This is a genomic window from Nocardia sp. NPDC059240 (assembly GCF_042753865.1).
In the GTDB taxonomy this organism is placed as follows: domain Bacteria; phylum Actinomycetota; class Actinomycetes; order Mycobacteriales; family Mycobacteriaceae; genus Nocardia.
The window spans coordinates 67,569-86,115 of record NZ_JBHZAC010000005.1; the positions used below are offsets into that span (position 1 = coordinate 67,569).

General features: G+C 68.7%; 16 protein-coding genes. 4 read left to right on the forward strand and 12 right to left on the reverse strand.

Translation table 11 applies throughout. The annotated features are described in order from the left end of the window. The 4 genes from ACFXHA_RS19145 to ACFXHA_RS19160 form a co-directional block, all read right to left on the reverse strand. Positions 1-2,010: an acetyl/propionyl/methylcrotonyl-CoA carboxylase subunit alpha gene (locus tag ACFXHA_RS19145; protein ID WP_379358460.1), complete on the reverse strand. Its 2,010-nt coding sequence runs from the start codon at positions 2,008-2,010 to the stop codon at positions 1-3. A gap of 8 nt (positions 2,011-2,018) precedes the next feature. Then, on the reverse strand, positions 2,019-3,623 hold the full coding sequence (locus ACFXHA_RS19150; protein WP_379358462.1) for an acyl-CoA carboxylase subunit beta: 1,605 nt from the start codon (positions 3,621-3,623) through the stop codon (positions 2,019-2,021). Further along, on the reverse strand, positions 3,620-4,783 hold the full coding sequence (locus tag ACFXHA_RS19155) for an acyl-CoA dehydrogenase family protein (protein ID WP_379358464.1): 1,164 nt from the start codon (positions 4,781-4,783) through the stop codon (positions 3,620-3,622). The genes ACFXHA_RS19150 and ACFXHA_RS19155 overlap by 4 nt, the downstream gene beginning before the upstream one ends. Before the next feature lie 106 nt (positions 4,784-4,889). After that, entirely contained in the window at positions 4,890-6,605 is a 1,716-nt protein-coding gene (locus ACFXHA_RS19160; RefSeq protein ID WP_379358466.1) for an acyclic terpene utilization AtuA family protein, read from the reverse strand. A 146-nt stretch (positions 6,606-6,751) separates the two neighbouring features. On the opposite strand from ACFXHA_RS19160, the gene ACFXHA_RS19165 reads away from it, so the two are divergent. Then, the gene (locus ACFXHA_RS19165; protein ID WP_379358468.1) at positions 6,752-6,910 is read left to right on the forward strand and encodes a hypothetical protein; all 159 of its coding nucleotides are present in this window, start codon (positions 6,752-6,754) and stop codon (positions 6,908-6,910) included. A gap of 47 nt (positions 6,911-6,957) precedes the next feature. On the opposite strand, the gene ACFXHA_RS19170 is transcribed toward ACFXHA_RS19165, so the two are convergent. The 6 genes from ACFXHA_RS19170 to ACFXHA_RS19195 form a co-directional block, all read right to left on the reverse strand. Further along, positions 6,958-7,722, reverse strand: a complete 765-nt coding sequence (locus ACFXHA_RS19170) for an adenylate/guanylate cyclase domain-containing protein (protein ID WP_379359573.1) — start codon at positions 7,720-7,722, stop codon at positions 6,958-6,960. Positions 7,723-8,269: 547 nt separating this feature from the next. Then, complete coding sequence (locus ACFXHA_RS19175; RefSeq protein ID WP_379358470.1) at positions 8,270-9,088, reverse strand: ABC transporter permease; 819 nt, start codon at positions 9,086-9,088, stop codon at positions 8,270-8,272. Beyond that, positions 9,088-10,032: an ABC transporter ATP-binding protein gene (locus ACFXHA_RS19180; RefSeq protein ID WP_379358472.1), complete on the reverse strand. Its 945-nt coding sequence runs from the start codon at positions 10,030-10,032 to the stop codon at positions 9,088-9,090. The genes ACFXHA_RS19175 and ACFXHA_RS19180 overlap by 1 nt, the downstream gene beginning before the upstream one ends. Before the next feature lie 128 nt (positions 10,033-10,160). Further along, entirely contained in the window at positions 10,161-10,925 is a 765-nt protein-coding gene (locus ACFXHA_RS19185; protein ID WP_379358474.1) for a thiazole synthase, read from the reverse strand. Next, positions 10,918-11,130, reverse strand: a complete 213-nt coding sequence (thiS, locus tag ACFXHA_RS19190) for a sulfur carrier protein ThiS (RefSeq protein ID WP_379358476.1) — start codon at positions 11,128-11,130, stop codon at positions 10,918-10,920. The genes ACFXHA_RS19185 and thiS overlap by 8 nt, the downstream gene beginning before the upstream one ends. Next, positions 11,127-12,314, reverse strand: coding sequence for an FAD-dependent oxidoreductase (locus ACFXHA_RS19195; protein WP_379358478.1), 1,188 nt, complete (start codon positions 12,312-12,314; stop codon positions 11,127-11,129). Before ACFXHA_RS19195 ends, thiS begins: the two co-directional genes overlap by 4 nt. Before the next feature lie 153 nt (positions 12,315-12,467). Here ACFXHA_RS19195 and thiE point away from each other — a divergent pair, with 153 nt between their 5' ends. After that, positions 12,468-13,169, forward strand: a complete 702-nt coding sequence (thiE, locus tag ACFXHA_RS19200; RefSeq protein ID WP_379358480.1) for a thiamine phosphate synthase — start codon at positions 12,468-12,470, stop codon at positions 13,167-13,169. On the opposite strand, the gene ACFXHA_RS19205 is transcribed toward thiE, so the two are convergent. Both ACFXHA_RS19205 and ACFXHA_RS19210 read right to left on the reverse strand, forming a co-directional pair. Continuing rightward, the gene (locus ACFXHA_RS19205) at positions 13,170-15,353 is read right to left on the reverse strand and encodes a molybdopterin-dependent oxidoreductase (RefSeq protein ID WP_379358482.1); all 2,184 of its coding nucleotides are present in this window, start codon (positions 15,351-15,353) and stop codon (positions 13,170-13,172) included. A gap of 4 nt (positions 15,354-15,357) precedes the next feature. Beyond that, complete coding sequence (locus ACFXHA_RS19210; RefSeq protein ID WP_379358484.1) at positions 15,358-16,074, reverse strand: NUDIX domain-containing protein; 717 nt, start codon at positions 16,072-16,074, stop codon at positions 15,358-15,360. A 155-nt stretch (positions 16,075-16,229) separates the two neighbouring features. On the opposite strand from ACFXHA_RS19210, the gene ACFXHA_RS19215 reads away from it, so the two are divergent. Both ACFXHA_RS19215 and ACFXHA_RS19220 read left to right on the forward strand, forming a co-directional pair. Then, positions 16,230-17,561, forward strand: a complete 1,332-nt coding sequence (locus ACFXHA_RS19215; protein WP_379358486.1) for a hypothetical protein — start codon at positions 16,230-16,232, stop codon at positions 17,559-17,561. Continuing rightward, positions 17,558-18,547 (forward strand): glutamate ABC transporter substrate-binding protein, encoded by a 990-nt coding sequence (locus ACFXHA_RS19220; RefSeq protein ID WP_379358488.1) that lies wholly within the window; start codon positions 17,558-17,560, stop codon positions 18,545-18,547. The genes ACFXHA_RS19215 and ACFXHA_RS19220 overlap by 4 nt, the downstream gene beginning before the upstream one ends.

The following is an 18,547-nucleotide window of genomic DNA, read 5'->3' on the forward strand; positions in this document are numbered from 1 at the left end:
CTACTCCTGCTCTTCGCTGTGGGCCGCTTCGTCTTCGGGATGCACGATGGCAAGAACCGTGCCGACTTCGACCTGTTGGCCGGCGGATACGTTCAATTCGGTGAGGATGCCCGCGGCGGGGGCGGCGATGGTGTGCTCCATTTTCATGGCCTCCAGCCACAGGATCGGCTGACCCTTCTCGACCCGGTCGCCGGCCGCGGCACCGAGCCGGATCACCGCGCCGGGCATGGGCGCGAGCAGGGAACCCTCCGCCACCTGATCGGCCGGATCCTCGAAGCGCGGCAGGCGGCGCACGGCCACCGGGCCGAGCGGGGAGTCGACCGCAACCAGGTCGCCGTAGCGGGCGACGGCGAAGCGGCGGCGCACCGGGCCGCGCTCCCCCGCCACCAGCAGGGTGACGGAATCCGGTGTGGCCTCGACCAATTCGATGCCGTCGCGGCCCTCGACCTCGAGGCCCGCGCGGGTGATCCGGTAACGCACCTCGTGCTTGCCGGTCAGCCGGGATTCGTAGGACTTGGACTGCGGCTGCGACGGCAGATTGCGCCAGCCGCCGGGCAGACCCGCGCCGACGCGCGCCTTCGTCCGATTGACGGCGGCGTCCGACAGGGCGGCGGCGATGATGGACAGCTGCTCGTCGGCCTCGGAAGCCAGTGGGGCCGAGAGCTTTTCCAGATCGTGCGTGGCGAAGAACGCGGTATCGGTGTCGCCCGCCAGGAATGCCGGGTGCCGCAGCACCCGCACCAGCAGGTCGCGGTTGGTGACCAGACCATGAATCTCGGCGCGCTGCAGGGCACTTGCCAGCAGATGTGCCGCCTCGTCGCGAGTCTCGGCGAAGGAGATGACCTTCGACAGCATCGGGTCGTAGTGCACGCCGACGACGGAACCGTCCACGATGCCGCTGTCCAGGCGCACGCCCGGCTCGGTCAGGACCGTGAATTCGCCCAGCGTGCCGGGAATCTCGATCCTGTGCACGGTGCCGGACTGCGGCTGCCAGTCGTGCGCGGGATCCTCGGCGTACAGGCGCACCTCGATGGAGTGCCCACGCATCTCCGGCTGCCGCGCGGGCAGCGGGCGACCGGCGGCCACCTGCAGCTGCAACCGCACCAGATCCAGCCCGGTGACCTGCTCAGTGACCGGATGTTCCACCTGCAGACGGGTATTCATCTCCAGGAAGAAGAAGTCGCCCTTCTCGTCGGCCAGGAATTCGACGGTGCCCGCACCCTCGTAGCCGATGGCCTCCGAGGCCAGCCGGGCCGCCTCGAACAGCCGCGCCCGCATCCCGTCGATCTTCTCGACCAGCGGGGACGGGGCTTCCTCCACGACCTTCTGGTGGCGACGCTGGATCGAGCACTCGCGCTCGCCGACCGCCCACACCTTGCCGTGGGTGTCGGCCATGACCTGCACCTCGATGTGGCGGCCGGTCTCGAGGTAGCGCTCGCAGAACACCGTCGGATCGCCGAAGGCGGAGGCCGCCTCGCGCTGCGCGGCCTCGATCTGTGCTGTCAGCTCGGACAATTCACGCACGACGCGCATGCCGCGCCCGCCGCCACCGGCGGACGCCTTGATCAGCACCGGCAGCATGTCGGCGGTGACCTCGGCGGGATCCAGCTGCTTCAGGACGGGCACACCGGCGGCGTCCATCATCTTCTTGGACTCGACCTTGGAGCCCATCTGCTCGATGGCCGCGACCGGCGGGCCGATCCAGGTCAGCCCGGCCGCCAGCACGGCCTTCGCGAATTCGGCGTTCTCGGAGAGGAATCCGTAGCCGGGGTGGATCGCGTCGGCACCGGCGGCCAGCGCGGCCTCGATGATCAGCTCGGAGCGCAGGTAGGTCTCGCCGGGAGTGTTGCCCGGCAGGCGAATTGCGGCATCCGCCTCGGCGACATGCGGAGCGTCGGCGTCGGCGTCCGAATAGACCGCCGTGGTCGCGATACCCATCCGGCGGCAGGTCGCGAAGACCCGGCGCGCGATCTCGCCACGGTTGGCGACCAGAACGTTCGTAATCTCCATTGCTGGCCTCACATCCGGAAGACGCCGAAGCCCTCGGCGCCCTTGATCGGGGCATTGTGAATGGCGGACAAGGCCATTCCCAGCACCGTGCGGGTGTCGCGGGGGTCGATGACGCCGTCGTCGTAGAGGCGGCCCGACATGAACATGGGCAGCGATTCGGCCTCGATCTGCGCCTCGATCATGGCGCGCAGACCGGCGTCCTGCTCCTCGTTGAACGGGATGCCGCGCGCCTCGTTGGCGGCCCGGCCCACGATGGAGATGACGCCCGCCAGCTGCGCACCGCCCATGACGGCGGATTTGGCGCTCGGCCAGGCGAAGACGAAACGCGGATCGTAGGCGCGACCGCACATGCCGTAGTGGCCCGCGCCGTAGGACGCACCCATCAGCAGCGAAATGTGCGGCACCTTCGAATTCGAGACCGCGTTGATCATCATCGCGCCGTGCTTGATGATGCCCTTCTGCTCGTACTCCTTGCCGACCATGTAGCCGGTAGTGTTGTGCAGGAACAGCAGTGGCGTGTTCTTCTGATTCGCCAGCTGGATGAACTGGGCCGCCTTCTGCGCCTCCTCGGAGAACAGCACGCCGCGCGCGTTGGCGAGAATGCCGACCGGGTAGCCGTGCAGTTCGGCCCAGCCGGTGACCAGGCTGGAACCGTAGAGCGGCTTGAACTCGTCGAAATCGGAGCCGTCCACTACGCGGGCGATGACCTCGCGCGGGTCGAACGGGATCTTGAGGTCACCCGGCACGATGCCGAGCAGCTCCTCCTGGTCGTAGAGCGGTTCGATGATCTCCTCGATCGGCCGCGCGACCGGACCCTGCTTCTGCCAGTTCAGACGCCGGATGATGCTGCGGCCCAACCGGATCGCGTCCTGCTCGTCCACGGCCAGGTAATCGGCCAGACCCGAGACGCGGGCATGCATTTCCGCACCGCCGAGCGATTCGTCGTCGGACTCCTCACCCGTGGCCATCTTCACCAGCGGCGGCCCGCCCAGGAACACCTTGGAACGTTCCTTGATCATGACCGTGTAGTCGGACATGCCCGGGATGTACGCGCCACCGGCGGTCGAGTTGCCGAAAACCAGTGCGATGGTGGGGATTCCGGCCGCCGACAGCCGGGTCAGGTCCCGGAACATGCGCCCGCCCGGAACGAAGACCTCTTTCTGCGTCGGCAGATCCGCGCCGCCGGACTCCACCAGCCCGATCACCGGCAGCCGGTTCTCCAGCGCGATGTCGTTCATGCGCAGGTTCTTGCGCAGCGTCCACGGGTTCGAGGTGCCGCCGCGCACGGTCGGATCCGGCGCGACGATCATGCATTCGACGCCCTCGACAATGCCGATACCGGCGATCACGCTGCCGCCGACATGGAAGTCACTGCCCCAGGCGGCCAGCGGGGCCAGCTCCAGGAACGGCGAATCCTCGTCGATGAGCAGTTCGATGCGCTCGCGCGCGGTCAGCTTGCCGCGCTTGCGATGCCGCGCCATCTTGTCCGGGCCGCCGCCCGCGATGTTCTTGGCGTACTCGGCATCCACCTCGGCCAGCTTGGTGGTCATGGCCTCGGCGGCGGACTGATAGTCCGCCGAATTCGCGTCGACGGATGTGCGCAGAATGCTCAAGACTGGAACCCCAATCGCTTGGCCGCAAGGCTGGTCAGAATCTCATTGGTGCCGCCGCCGATACCGAGAATGCGCACATCCCGGTAGTGCCGTTCGACCTCGGCCTCCCGCATGTAGCCGAGCCCGCCGAAGAGCTGCACCGCTTGGTGCGCAACCCATTCCGCGGTCTCCACGGCCGTGTTCTTGGCGAAGCACACCTCGGCGATGAGATCGGTCTCGCCGCGTGCGGCCCGCTCGGCCAGGTGATGGGTGTAGACCCGTGCGACATCGATGCGACGCGCCATCTCCGAGAGCGTGTTCTGTACGGCCTGCCGGCTGATCAGCGGGCGGCCGAAGGTCTCGCGATCACGCGTCCACCGCAGTGTCAGGTCCAGGCAGCGCTGGGCGTGCGCGTATCCCTGCACGGCCAGCCCCACCCGCTCGCTCACGAAAGCATTGGCGATTTGGGCGAAGCCGCTGTTCTCCGGGCCGACCAGGTTCGAAACCGGCACCCGCACATCCACATACGACAGCTCGGCAGTGTCGGAGCACAGCCAGCCCATCTTCTCCAGCTTCCGGCTGACCGTGAACCCGGGCGTGCCCTTCTCCACCACCAGCAGCGAAACCCCGGCCGCGCCAGGTCCACCCGTGCGCACCGCGGTCACCACGAAGTCGGCCCGCACACCGGAGGTGATGAAGGTCTTGGACCCGTTCACGATGAACTCGTCACCGTCACGCACCGCGGTGGTCCGCAGATGCCCGACATCCGACCCGCCACCCGGCTCGGTAATCGCCAGCGACCCGATCTTCTCCCCCGCCAGCGTCGGCTTCACCCACCGCTCGATGTGCTCGGCATTGCCCGAGGCAATGATGTGCGGCACCGCGATCCCACAGGTGAACAGCGACGCGAACAGCCCGCCCGACCCACCCGCGTAATGCATCTCCTCGGCCACGATGGCAGCGTCGATCCCGTCACCCCCGGAACCGCCCACAGCCTCGGGGAACTGGATGCCCAGCAGCCCCAGCGCCCCCGCCTTCTTGTGCAGGTCGCGCGGGAGCAATCCCTCGCGCTCCCAGTCGTCCAGGTAGGGCAGCACCTCCCGCTCCGCGAATCCGCGCACGGTGGCACGCAATTCACGCCGCTCGGGCGTCTGCCAGGGGTCCACGTACTCGGCGCTCATACCGCCTCGTTCCCTTCCGCGAGGCCGAAACCCCGCCGGTCACCACTTCGCATACCGGGCGCGCAGCATCGCGGCCGGTGGGTATTTCCGTTGCGCCGCAACCCGGTCACGGCAGCAGCTCCACGGGGATGTCCAGGTGGCGGGCACGCAGCCATTCGCCCAGCCCCTTGGCCTGCGGATCGAAGCGGGCCTGATAGGCGACGCCCTCCCCGAGCAAGCCTTCGACGATGAAGTTGAGCGAACGCAGGTTCGGCAGTACGTGCCGGGTGACCGGCATGTTCGCCGTCTCCGGCAGCAGCCGCCGCAGTTCGTCGACGGTGAGCGTGTGCACCAGCCAGCGCCACTGGTCCTCGGTGCGCACCCAGACACCGATGTTGGCATTGCCGCCCTTGTCGCCGGAGCGTGCGAGCGCGATCGTGCCGAGCGGCACCCGCTTGCTCTCCGCGACCGGAAGCGGTTGCGGCAGGGCCGGTTCGGCGACCACGTCGAGTTCGAGGGTCTCCCCCGCCGGGGCGATCGCCACCTCGGAGCCGTCCGGCAGGACCGCCGTATGGGGAATCTCCTTGGAGTCCACATAGCCCGGCGTGAACACGCCGTAGGGGCCGCCGTTGCCGGGCGGGGAGGTCAGCGAGAAGCCGGGGAAGCTGGCGAGCGCCAATTCGACTGCGACGCTGGAGAAGTTGCGGCCCACCTTGTTCGGGTCCGGGTCGCGGACCACGCAGCGCAGCAGGGCGCTGGCCTGTTCCTCGGTGTCGGCGTCGGGGCGGTCCAGGCGGGCCAGGGTCCATTCCAGCCCGGCTGGGCGGACGGTCATCCAGGATTCCAGCTGTCGTTGCGCCAGTTCGGCTTTGGCCTCGATGTCCAGGCCGGTGAGGATGAACTCCATCTCGTTGCGGAAGCCGCCGATGGTGTTGGTGGAGACCTTGGTCTGCGGCGGCGGGGCCTCTCCGGTGACGCCGCTGATCAGCACCCGGTCCGGGCCGTCCTGGCTCACCTGGATGCTGTCGAGGCGCGTGGTTACATCCGGCCCGGCGTAGCGCGCGCTCTGGATCTCGTACATGAGCTGGGCTTTCACCGTGTCCACGGTGACCGCGCCGCCGGTGCCTTCATGCTTGGTGATGACACTGCTGCCGTCGCGCCGCACCTCGGCGATCGGGAAGCCCGGCCGTCCCAGATCGGCGATCTCGGTGAAGAAGGCGAAGTTGCCGCCGGTGGCCTGAGTACTGCACTCGATGACGTGGCCCGCCACCACCGCGCCCGCCAGCGCGTCGTAATCGGTTCGGCCCCAGCCGAAGTGGGCGGCCGCGGGACCGACCACCACCGAGGCGTCCGTGACGCGCCCGGTCACCACGATGTCCGCGCCCGCGGTCAAGCATTCGGCGATACCCCACGCACCGAGGTAGGCGTTCGCGGTCAGCGGTGTGCCCAGCCCCAATTCACCGGCCCGCGCCAGCAGGTCGTCACCGGTCACATACGCGACCTTCGGTGCCAGACCGAGCTTCTCGGCCACCTCCCGCACCCGCTGTGCCAGCCCGGCCGGGTTCAGCCCGCCCGCATTGGTGACGATCTTGACGCCCTTGTCCAGCGCCAGTCCGAGACTGTCCTCCAGCTGCCGCACAAAGGTTTTGGCGTAGCCGAGGTTCGCGTCCTTCATGCGATCGCGTCCCAGGATCAGCATGGTGAGCTCGGCCAGATAGTCGCCGGTGAGCACGTCGAGCTGCCCACCCTCGAGCATCTCCCGCATGGCGCTCGCGCGATCGCCGTAGAACCCGGAACAGTTGCCTATCCGGATGAGGTCCGGAGTATCGGCGAGCTGACTCATGGAAGGGCCTCCCTGTGCACCGCTGCAGTCGTGTACAGGGTCACATCGAGGTCCGAAAAAAGCAAGCCCGCGTGCTTGTTATTTATCAGATTGCCAGGTCGCGACCGGTGCGCGGCGTGGCGGCAACCGTCAGGCAGACTGATCGCGTGTCCACAGACGTCACCGCCATCGTCCTGCTCGCCCTCGCCGGATTCCTGCTCGGCGGGGCGTACTCACTGTTCAAGAACTCGCGCCCCGTGGCCATCGCACTCGGCGTGTGCGGAGTGCTGGCCGCCGTGGGCGCGGTGCTTTATATGACTCATTGAGTCTCAGGGGCTTCCCCTGAAACCCCTTTCACACGACTACAGAACAGTTACTCAGCTTCGAGGCGGAAGATCCGAAGGTCTTCGGGCACCCCGCTCAGCGGCGCGGCGAAGAAGCTGCGGCGGTAAGGCTTTACGCCCAGGCCGAGTTCCTCGAGGGTTTCCGGACTCAGGGCGTCGAGGGTCGCGCCCGAGAGCATGGTGTTGCCGTTGCCGCCCGCTTCCATGACGCGTGCGGCGATATTGACGTCGATACCGAGCCAGTCGCCGCCGATTTCGCGGGGACTGCCGGTGTGCAGGCCCAGGCGCATCTGCGGGCGGTAGCCGTCCACCGATACCGCCGAGAGGTTCTCCTTGGCCGCCACCGCCGCCTTGACCGCCCGGTCGGCCGACGGGAACACGGCCATCACACCGTCGCCCATCCGCTTGACCACCTGGCCGCCACGATCATTGATGGGCGGCTCGATGGCCTTGGCCACCCGCCGCAGCAGATCCAGGGTCACCTCGTCGCCGGCCGACAGCGACCAACTGGAGAAGGCCACCAGATCGGTGAACATGATGGTGATCTCCTGGGTGCCGCGCCCCCGGCCGACCCGCTCCAGCATGGCCTGCCAGACCTGCAGCGCACCCAGGCCCAATTCCTTTGCCGCACTCGGCGAATCGCCCACCAGCTTGTCCGCGGCACGGGCCACGGCGCGCACGCCGCCCGGCCCGGATACCGAGAGCGGATCGCCGAAGGCCGGATCGCCGGGCAGATTCTCCCGCGCCTTGCGAATCGCGCCGATGATGTCGCCGCGTTGATTGGCGGCGTTCATGATGGCCGAGAGCTGGCCGGGGAAGCGGCCACGTCGCCGCTGCTGCCCCTCGGACTCGTCGACATCGTCGGAGAGTTCCGCGGGTATCAAGGGGATGACCACATCCGGGTCGATGCGGGGTTCCCGCGCCCGGTTGCCGTTCGTATCGCGCGAACGGTTGCGATCGGTTCCCAGTCCGTCGGTTCGGTTCGCGTCCGGGGCGCGTTCACCGCCGTCGGTGGGTCGTTCGCTCACGCCCAGAGCGTATCCCAGGGTTCCGTCGTGGGATGGATTAATAACTGCCACCTGACACCTCCCGATCGGTGCTGACGGCCACAACGTTGGACCCGCCGATGTTTGAGTGCTTTGGTTGCTGAGGCGATGCTACCGACCGTCCAGTTCGACGGCTAGGCGATTCCGGACAGAACCGAAACCTTTTACACATCGTTACCTCCCCCCTAAGACATCGGCCCGATACGGGATTCCGTATCGGGCCGATGTGCGCCGCGGGCCGGGCAGTGGCACGCGGCTCCCTGGGCAGGGTTTTTCTCTACACCAAGATCACGGTCTAGGCGTCGCGCTTGTTCACCACGAACAGCGCGGCCCCGAACACGATCAGGGAGAAGATCGCGAAGTAGATCAGGCCGCCCCACGGTCCCCAGTGCCAGTACGAGGACTTGGCGTCGACGGTTCCCAGGAACAGGCCCGCATTCTGGAAGGGCAGCAGCACCTGGATCTGGTGGCCGACCTTCCCGAACGCACCGACCATGGGCTCGATCACCACCGGCCACACGATCAGGATGGACAGGGCACCAGCCGACTGCCGCACCAGCGCGCCCACACCGACAGAGAGGAAAACCACCAGCAGGATGAAAATCGGCACAGCGTAGAAGACGCGCAGATCTCCGGAGCTCAGGCTCAGGTGACTACCCGCATCGTGGTTGGTGATCCCCTTGAAGATGAAGAATCCAAGGAAGGTCAGCACCGCACTCAGCAACGCCATAGCAACCCCAATGGCACCCGCTTTGGCGAGCAAGACCGAGGTCCGGTTCGGGGTCGCCAAGAAGGTTGTCTTGATGGTGCCGAAGCGGTACTCACTCGTCACCGCCAGCGCCGCCAGAATCATCACCATCAGATAGCCGAAACCCGGAACGAGCTGCGCGAGGCCGGTAATGCCCAGACCCGCCACCATGTTCTCCGCATACGGTGCGTCCGCCGGGGTCATCTTGCCCTGGGCCAGCTGATCCTGATAAGCGTTCCAGCTCACGTTCAACACCAGGCTGAACAGGGCCGCGACACCGAGCGCGAACACCACCAGCAGCACGGTGCACCAGACCGGGGACTTGGTCGAGGTGAGCTTGATTCTTTCCGCCGCGAGCACTCCCATCAGAGCGCACCTCCCATAACCTGTTCGAAGCCTTCGCCGTGGTACTGCACCGCGCCGCCGGTCATGCGCATGAACGCCTCCTCCAGCGAGGCGCGCTGCGGCGACAGCTCGTAGAGCGTGATGTCGTTGGCACCGGCCAGTTTTCCGACCGCGTCACTGGTGACACCGGCCACGACCAAGGCCGGGCCGTCGGCCTCCGCGCCGTCCTCGCGGACCGTCATACCGTTCGAGGTGAGCAGGCTGCGCAGCTGATCCAGCTGCGGACTGCGCACGCGTACAGACTGTTCCGACGCCTTCTCGATGAAATCCTTGGTGGTGGTGTCGGAGATGAGCCGACCCCGGCCGATCACGATGAGATGCTCTGCGGTCTGCGCCATTTCGGAGAGCAGGTGACTCGACACCAGTACGGTGCGGCCCTCCCCGGCCAGCCGCTGCATGAAGCGGCGGATCCACAGGATGCCCTCGGGGTCGAGGCCGTTGACCGGCTCGTCGAACAGCAGCACCTGCGGGTCGCCCAGCAGCGCCCCGGCCAGGCCGAGTCGCTGCGACATGCCGAGCGAGAAGCCGCCCGCGCTCTTGTTCGCCACCTCGGAGAGGCCGACCAGGCGCAGCACCTCCTCCACCCGGGCTGCCGGAATGTCATTGGAGGCGGCCATCCAGCGCAGATGCGAGCGCGCGGAACGGTTGGGATGCACCCACTTCGCGTCCAGCAGCGCGCCGACTTCCTCGAGCGGCCGCTTCAGCTCGTGGTACGGCTTGCCGTTGACCAACGCCGTCCCGGAGGTCGGCTGATCCAACCCCAGGATCATGCGCATGGTCGTGGACTTACCCGCGCCGTTCGGGCCCAGGAAGCCGGTCACCTGGCCGGGCGGGACCGTGAACGACAGGTCCGACACCGCGACGGTCTGCCCGTAGTGCTTGGTCAGGCCTCTCAGTTCGATCATGGCGACCAGTCTTCCCCATGTATCGAGCGCGCACTATCGCTAAATGGTCGCGCGTCGCTCATCCTCAGGGATGACTACGCCCGGACCCGACCCGGGGTTCAGAATCCGGGCCGGGATGCGTGGACGAATCAGAAGCCGGGCGAGGAAGCCTGGGCCCAGAAACGCTTCGGGATGCGACCGGCCTGGCGGGCGAGCCAGCCGCCCTCGACGGCGCGGGCCATGGCGGCGGCCATCAGGGCGGGTTGGCGGGCGCGGGTGACGGCGGTGGCCAAAAGGACTGCCGAACAGCCGAGTTCCATGGCGAGGGCGGCGTCGCTGGCGGTGCCGATGCCCGCGTCGAGGATGACGGGGACACCGGCGGCGGCCACGATCATCTCGATATTGTGCGGATTGCTGATGCCCAGGCCGGTGCCGATCGGCGAACCCAGCGGCATGACGGCGGCGCAACCGATGTCCTCGAGGCGCTTGGCCAGCACCGGGTCGTCGGTGGTGTAGGGCAGCACGGTGAAACCGTCGTCCACCAATTGCTCTGCGGCCGAGACCAATTCGATGGCGTCGGGCAGCAGGGTGCGCTCGTCGGCGATGACTTCCAGCTTCACCCAATCGGTTTCGAGGGCCTCGCGGGCCAGGCGCGCGGTCAGCACGGCCTCGGCCGCGCCGCGGCAACCAGCGGTATTGGGCAGCGGGGCGATCTCGAGGCGCTTGAGCAGATCCAGCACGCCGGTGCCGCCCGCGGCGTCCACCCGGCGCATGGCGACCGTGGTGAGCTCGGTGCCGGAGGCGAGCAGGGCCTCCTCGAGCACGGCCAGATTGTCGGCGCCGCCGGTGCCCATGATGAGGCGCGAACCGAACTCGCGGCCCGCGATGACCAGGGGCTCGATCGCGCTAGCCACCCTGCACCGCCGTCAGCACCTCGATCTCCCAGCCCCGGCCGACCGGCTCGTCCCAGCGGGACTTGGGGAAGACCGCGCCGTCGATGGCGAGTGCGACGCCCTGCGACGGCAGGTTGAGCCGGGTCAGCAGCTCGCGCACGGACAGTGGGTCGGGGAACACGTGGTCCTCACCGTTCACGGTGACGCCGACCGGAATTGCGGTCATCGAACTCCTCCTGGGTAAAGCGGTGCGGCAGTGAATGATTCGGGTGCGCCGGAGACGGCGACCGACGGGAAGCGCCGCGGATCGGCGGCCCGCGCCTCGGGCAGCGGCTCACCCTCGAGCAGGGCGAGCACGGCATCGGCGGTGACGGGGGTATCGAGAATGCCGTTGCGGCCGTGGCCCGCCGCCACGATGACCCGCTCGTCGAGGTAGCCGACCAGCGGCAGATTATCGGGGGAACCGGGGCGGAAACCCGCGGTGGCCTCGGCGAACTCGTACTCGCCGAGACCCGGGAACACGGATTCGGCGTCGGTGAGCAGGTCGCGCACGCCCGTCGCGGTGACGGCGGTGTCGAAGCCGACCTCGTATTGCGTTGCGCCCAAAACGATTCCGTCACCGCGCGGCACGATGTAGATGGGTCGGCCGTGCACGCGGGCGCGAATCACGCGGGTCGGCGGCTGCGGGGCGCTGGGCCGGCGGCGCAGGCGCAGGATCTCACCCTTGACCGGGCGGATCGGCAGGCTCGGCCACAGTTGCGCGGCGGCGGCGCCGGTGGCCAGCACGATTCGATCGTGCGGCAGGTCGGTGAGGGATTCGACGCGCTCGGCGCGGAACTCGACCCCGGCCGCGACGCAGGCCGCGCGCAGGGCGGTCACCAGGGCCCGATTGTCGACCGCGGGTTCGGCGACAGCGAGCAGTGCGGCACGGACGCCGCGACCGAGGCTCGGTTCCGCGGCGCGTACCCCGGCGCGATCCAGCAGCCGGAGCCGGGCGGAAGCGGCGTCGGCGGTTTGATCTGAATCACCTTCGCCAGATATATCTTTCGCGGCGAGTGCCGGAAGCTCGTGGGCGTTGACGAAATCGGCGATGGTGCGCAGGTCCGCGGCGTCGGCCGCGTCGAGGGCGACGGTCAATGTCTGGTCGGCGACGAAGACCTCGATGCCTGTGGATTCACGCAGGTCAGCGGCGAATTGTGGCCAGCGGGCCAGGGAGGCGGCACCGAACTCGAGGGCGGCGTCCTCACCGGGCCAGCCCTCCGAGAGGGGTGCGAGCATGCCGCCCGCTACCCAGGAGGAACCGGAGCCCACGGCCGGGTCGAAGAGGGTGACGGTAAAGCCCGCTCCGGCGGCCCGCCAGGCCGCCGACAGTCCGATCACACCGCCGCCGACGACGGCCAGAGTCCGCATGTGAATCCACCTAACTCGTCCCGGCACCTCCGGGACCTGCATATATACCCTTCGAAACAGAAAATTCACCGGGAGCGTCGCGCGGCTTCGCGCCGAGTGCGCTCCCTCGGGTCGTTTCGACTCAACCACCGTAGCGCGACTACCGTCGAGGCCGTGCAACCGTCCCACCCGAACCGACCGGTATCCCCTAGGGAGCGTCTCGCGACCGCACGGCTCTACCTGTGCACCGACGCGCGCCGCGACACCGGCGACCTGGCGCAGTTCGCCGAGGCCGCCCTGGCCGGCGGCGTCGACATCATCCAGCTGCGTGACAAGGGCTCGCGCGGGGAGCAGCAGTTCGGACCCCTGGAAGCCAAGGGCGAACTCGGCGCGCTGGCCGAACTGAAGGCCGTGGCCCGCCGCCACGGCGCCCTGGTCGCCTGCAACGACCGCGCCGATATCGCGCTCGCCGCGGGCGTGGACGTGCTGCATCTCGGCCAGAACGACCTGCCGCCCTGGTACGCCCGCAAGATCCTCGGACCCGACGTGGTGCTGGGCCGTTCCACCAACAATCGCGCGCAAGCCGGACTGGCAGCGGTCGACGAGCACATCGACTACTTCTGCACCGGCCCGGTCTACGCCACCCCGACCAAACCCGGCCGCACTCCGGCCGGTCTCGACCTGGTCCGCTCCACCGCCGACTCGCTCACCCGCCGCCCATGGTTCGCGATCGGCGGCATCGACGACGCCCGCCTCCCCGAGGTCGTCGCCGCGGGCGCGACCCGAATCGTCGTGGTGCGAGCCATCACCGACGCCTCGGACCCCACCGCCGCCGCGCGCGCGATCAAGCAGCGAATCCTGGAGAACGACCGCTGATCAGCCGACCGGGTCGAGGCGGATGGGGACACCGTTCAGGTTGGACATGCCCGCGAGCTGTTCGACATCGGCGATATCCGTCGACATCAGGTCGTTGACGTTTGCGCCGCCCGCGGCGTTCGCGAGTTGCCAGCCGCCGTGGTGGCCCCAGCCGTGCGGGATGGCCACCGCGCCCTCGACCATGTCCTCGGTGAGGCGGGCGGTGACTTCGATGCAGCCGTGGGCGGAGGTGACCTTGCAGCGGTCGCCGTCGGAGATGCCCGCTACCGCGGCGTCTTTGGGGTTGATGCGGGCGGCGTGTTCGCGGTCGCCGCGCATGAGCGGCTCGAGATTGTGCATCCACGAGTTGTGGGATTTGAGCTCGCGCAGACCGATCACGCGCAGGGGGTAGGTGGGGTCGGCGGGGCGCACGGTGAGCGTGGACAGCTCGAGAATGATCTCGTCGGGGTCGAGTCGGACGCGACCGCCCTTGTGCTGCAACACCTCTCGCAGTACGTCGGTGGTGATGCCGTCGGCCAGCACCACGCCGTGCGGGTGCCGCCGCAGCATGCGCAGGCTGATCCCGTTGCGGCGCAGGCCGAACCGGTCACCGTAGGGTCCGGTGCGCAAGGCCATGTCGACCAGCAGCGGTGGCGTGGGCCGGGCCGAGCCCAGGCCGGGGACGCGGCGGCGCAGCGTGCTCAGTAGCCGGCCGACCGGGCGCGCGGGGCCGACGGCGAAGGGCTGCACGCCGATTCGGGTGGCGATGGCGTCGATGATCTGCCATTCCTCGCGGGCCTCGCCGTAGGGTTCGAGCACCCGTTCGGTGTACTGGGTGTAGGGGATCGGGGAGAACGCGGTGAACGGGAGCGGGATGTCGTCGCGCTCCAGGAACGTGGTGGCGGGCAGCACGTAGTCGGCGGTGCGGTTGGTGTCGTTGACATAGAGGTCGATGGAGACGAACAGGTCGAGTTGTTCGAGGGCGGCAGCCAATTCGCGGCCGTTGGGCACCGAGGACACCGGATTGCCCGCCGAGGTGAACAGGGCGCGCAACTGCCCGGGGCCCGGGGTGGTGATCTCCTTGGCCATGATGGCGGCCGGGAAGGTGCCCAGCACGTCCGGGAAGCCGCCGATGCGGGAACGGTTCTTGTCGTAGGCGACGAAACCGATGCGGGCGTTCATTTTCGACACCGCCACCAGTTCCTTGCCGAACACCGAGCCGCCGGGCCGGTCCAGATTGCCGGTGACCAGGGCCAGGGCGTCGATGAGGAAGGCGACCAGGGTCGCGTGCCGACCCAGGCAGGTCCCGGTGCGGCCGTAGACGGCGGCCGATTCGGCGCGGGCCAGATCCCGGGCCAGCGCACGCACTCGATCGGGTTCGAGGCCGGTCACCGCCGCGGTCGACTCGGGTGTGAAACGTGCGACGGCAGCCCGCAATTCGCGCGCACCGGCGGCCTGGCGGCGCAGTGCCTGATCGTCCTGGAGGCCCTCCTCGAAGATGACCTGCAGCAGCGCGGCCAGCAGCCAGGCGTCGCCGTCGGGCCGCACCCCGACATGCTCGAACAGCTTGGCCGTCTCGGTGTTTCGCGGATCGACCACCACCACGCGCCCGCCGCGCTTGGTGATGGCGGTGAGCTTCTCGCGAATACGCGGCGCACTCAGCACACTGCCGTGCGAGACAAGCGGATTCGCGCCCAGCATGAGCAGGAAATCGGTGCGGTCCAGATCCGGCACCGGCACCGAAGTGGCCGAGCCGTAGAGCAGCTGGCTTGCCACGAAGCGGTTGTTCACGTCCTGCGAGCCCGCCGAATACACATGCTTGAGCCCGGCGGCCAGCTGGAAGCCGAGCATCCACAGGGTGTGTGAATAGGAGAACGAGGAGGGATTGCCGAAATACCAGCCGAGGCTTTCCATTCCGTGCTCGTCGATCAGCCCGCGCAGGCGTTCGCCGATCTCGTCGAGAGCGGTATCCCAGGAGACCCGTTCGAATTCGCCGGAGGGCGTGCGCCGCAAGGGATACAGCACCCGGTCCGGATCGTTCTGGAGTTCGGTGAACGCGATGCCTTTGGGGCAGGCATTGCCGCGGGAGAGCGGATGCTCCTTGTCCGCGCGCAACCGCACCAGGCGGCCGTCCTCCACGGTGGCGATCAGGCCGCACAGCGGCTCGCAGATTCGGCAGTAGGTGGGGACCTCGCGCGTGCTCACCTCATCAAGACAACACCTGATCGAGAGTGAGGAACAACACATTTCCGGCCAAATCGGTCTGTTCCGCGGCGGATTCGTCCGGGCCGGAATCGGATTCGGTTACGCCGGTTTCGGTTACGGCCGCGCGGATGCGGGCCGTGCGCCCCGCCCCGGCACCGTTGGCGTGCAGCCAGACGAAGCCGTCCTCGGCCAGATCGAGGGTGCGCGGCAACGCGGCCGCCACCGCACCGGTATCGGCGAGGCCGTCCAGGCTGATCCGGGTGGGCGTGGCGCGCAGCAGCGGCCAGGCCGCGGCGAAGCCCGGATGCAGCGGCCGATCCTCGACCTCGTCCTCGGGCACCCAGACCAGGTCCTGGCTCTCCTTGTTGCCGCGGGTGGCGAGCCGGTCGGGGGCGTCGGCGACGACCGTGGTGTAGGTCCAGCCGCTAGGTGCGGTCGCGGTCACGCGGGAGCCGCGCACCCGGATCGCCCCCGGCTTGATGCCCGCCTCTTCCTCTGCCTCCCGGACGGCGGCGTGCACGGTGGTCTCGTGGGAGTCGCGCGCGCCGCCGGGCAGCGCCCAGGTGCCGCCCTGATGGGTCCACGCGGCGCGGTGATGCAGCAGGACGGCGGAGCCGCCGCCGAGCAGCGGGGCGCGCAGCAACAGTCCGGCAGCACCGTAGCGACCCCACTGACGGGTGCCATCCGGACTTTTCGCCCAACCGTCGCCGTCACCACGCATAGTCACAATCCCATCGCTCACCGGCCATGCCATGCCCATGTCGCGTCCGGCGGGCACACCGCGGGCCTTCCCGCGTCACGGCAGCGGTACGTCCACAATAAGCTCATCCGAAAGCAACGAGTCGGTCGTTCGATTTCGGTCAGTGGGAGGTGAGGATGGCACGCACCGGGGAGTTGGGGCTCGACGAGCTGTCCCCACGCGCCGCCGCGGCGGCCTGGCGGGAACGCTTCGCGACCACCGAAATACGGTCCTTCGCGCAGTCCTCCCCCGCCAAATTGATCGCCGTCGGGCTGGTCCTGCTGGCACTGTGCGTCACCGCGGGCATCGTGACCGCCACCGCGGTGACCAACCGGCAACACGCGCTGGACGTCCTGCTGGGCGAGTCCGAACCGGACGCCTATTCGGCGCAGCGGCTCTACACCTCGCTCTCGGTGGCCGACGCGTCCGCGGGCACCGCCTTCATTTCCGGTGGGCTGGAACCGAAGCCGGTGCGCGACCGCTACAACCAGGCGGTCGGCGAGGCGGCCGCGGAACTGGTGACCCAGTCCAATCGCAGTGACGGGGACACCGATACCCAGCTACGCAGCGGCATCGCCACCGGGCTGCCGGTGTACACCGGGATCATCGAGGCCGCGCGCGCCAACAATCGCAGCGGCCAGCCGGTGGGCGCGGCCTATCTGAGCGAGGCGTCCAACCTCATGCAGGGGACGCTGCTGCCGCGGGCGCAGGAGTTGCAGGAGCATCGGTCCGCCGCCATCGCCGCCACTCAGCGCAGTCACGTGCGGCCGCCGTGGCCCGCCATCCTGCTGCCGCTGCTGGCGGTCGCGGTGCTGATCGCGGCGCAGCTGTTCCTGTTCCGGCGCTGGAACCGGGTGCTCAATCCGGGGCTGCTGCTGGCCACCGCGACCATGGTGGTGCTGTTGGGCTGGACGGTGGTGGCGGGCTTCATCTCCGCCGTGGACACCACCCATGCCCGGGACGCGGGCAGTGTGCCCACCACCGCGCTCACCCAGAGCCGCATCCTGGCCCAGCAGGCCCGCACCGCCGAAACCCTCAAGTTGGTGCGGCGCGATACCAGCGCCGACTACGACCTCGCCTACGACACGGCCATCGCCAAGCTGCGAAACATCCTGTCCGGCTACGGATCCGACAAGCCCGGCGCGAGCGACGTGCAGACCGCCACGGCCGCGCTGGACCGCTGGCGCGCCGCCCACCAGCGCATGAACGACGCCCTGTCCAAGGGCGACTTCATCGGTGCGGCCGCCGTGGCCACCGGCCCCGGCGCGAGCGAGGCCGCCGCCCAGACCAGCGCCCTCGACAACGCGCTCGCCGACGGCATCGCCGAAACCCGGAACACCTTGCGCGCCGACACCTCCCACGCCGCGCGCACCCTCGACCTGCTCGGACCCGGCGCACTGGTGCTCAGCACCGCCGCCGCCGTCCTGATCGCGGCCGGACTGTGGCCGCGGCTCCGGGAGTACCGATGATCACGCGAAGACCGATCCGATCCATTTCGCTGGCCGCCCTGGCAACGAGCGTGCTGTTCACCGCCGCCTGCGGCGACGAGAGTCCCCCGCCACCCGCGCCGTCCACCCGGGTGCCGAGCTATGTCGAGCCGCCGCTGCCGTCGGGAGCCGTTGTGGCACAGGCTCAGACCACTCCGCCGCCACCGGCCCCGGACTGCGGGGACCCGACGGCCGGACTACGGCCGAACGGGACCCGCAACGGGCCCGACATCGATGCCATCCGAGCCCGCGGGCGGCTGCTGGTCGGGCTGGATCCGGGCAGCAATCTGTTCAGCTTCCGGGATCCGACCACCGGCGCGCTGGCCGGGTTCGACGTGGAGATCGCGCGCGAGCTGGCGCGGGATCTGCTGGGCGATCCGGGCGCGGTGGAATACCGCATCCTCTCCTCCGCCGACCGGGAGAAGGCGCTGGTGGAGCACACCGTGGACGTGGTGGTGAAGACCATGACCATCAATTGCGAACGGCGGCAATCGGTCACCTTCTCCACCCCGTATCTCACGGCGCATCAGCGGGTGCTGACCGTGCGCAATTCCGGGATCGAGGGGCTCGCCGATCTGGCGGGCCGGCGGGTGTGCGTGGCCAGCGGCACCACTTCGCTGGACCTGATCCGCCGACAGCAACCCGCCGCGTCCATCCTCACCGTGCCCAGCTGGGCCGACTGCCTGGTGGTGTTGCAGCAGCGGCAGGTGGACGCGGTCAGCACCGACGACACCGTGCTGGCCGGGCTCGCCCAGCAAGATCCGGCGACCGAGGTGGTGGGGCCGAACCTGAGCACCGAGCAGTACGGCATCGGCATCTCCAAGGGGGCCGACGATCTGGTCCGGTTCGTGAACGGCACGCTGGAACGCATTCGCGCCGACGGCACCTGGAATCGGCTCTACCGGCGCTGGTTGTCCACCGAACTGGGCGACGCCGCCATTCCGCCGCCCCCGAGGTATCAGGACTGA

Excerpts from the sequence above, each read along its gene's own strand:
- ACFXHA_RS19145 (WP_379358460.1), bottom strand. The coding sequence starts at position 2,010 with ATGGAGATTACGAACGTTCTGGTCGCCAACCGTGGCGAGATCGCGCGC.
- ACFXHA_RS19155 (WP_379358464.1), bottom strand. The coding sequence starts at position 4,783 with ATGAGCGCCGAGTACGTGGACCCCTGGCAGACGCCCGAGCGGCGTGAA.
- ACFXHA_RS19160 (WP_379358466.1), bottom strand. The coding sequence starts at position 6,605 with ATGAGTCAGCTCGCCGATACTCCGGACCTCATCCGGATAGGCAACTGT.
- ACFXHA_RS19170 (WP_379359573.1), bottom strand. The coding sequence starts at position 7,722 with ATGAACGCCGCCAATCAACGCGGCGACATCATCGGCGCGATTCGCAAG.
- ACFXHA_RS19175 (WP_379358470.1), bottom strand. The coding sequence starts at position 9,088 with ATGGGAGTGCTCGCGGCGGAAAGAATCAAGCTCACCTCGACCAAGTCC.
- ACFXHA_RS19180 (WP_379358472.1), bottom strand. The coding sequence starts at position 10,032 with ATGATCGAACTGAGAGGCCTGACCAAGCACTACGGGCAGACCGTCGCG.
- thiS (WP_379358476.1), bottom strand. The coding sequence starts at position 11,130 with ATGACCGCAATTCCGGTCGGCGTCACCGTGAACGGTGAGGACCACGTG.
- ACFXHA_RS19195 (WP_379358478.1), bottom strand. The coding sequence starts at position 12,314 with ATGCGGACTCTGGCCGTCGTCGGCGGCGGTGTGATCGGACTGTCGGCG.
- ACFXHA_RS19210 (WP_379358484.1), bottom strand. The coding sequence starts at position 16,074 with ATGCGTGGTGACGGCGACGGTTGGGCGAAAAGTCCGGATGGCACCCGT.
- ACFXHA_RS19215 (WP_379358486.1), top strand. The coding sequence starts at position 16,230 with ATGGCACGCACCGGGGAGTTGGGGCTCGACGAGCTGTCCCCACGCGCC.
- ACFXHA_RS19220 (WP_379358488.1), top strand. The coding sequence starts at position 17,558 with ATGATCACGCGAAGACCGATCCGATCCATTTCGCTGGCCGCCCTGGCA.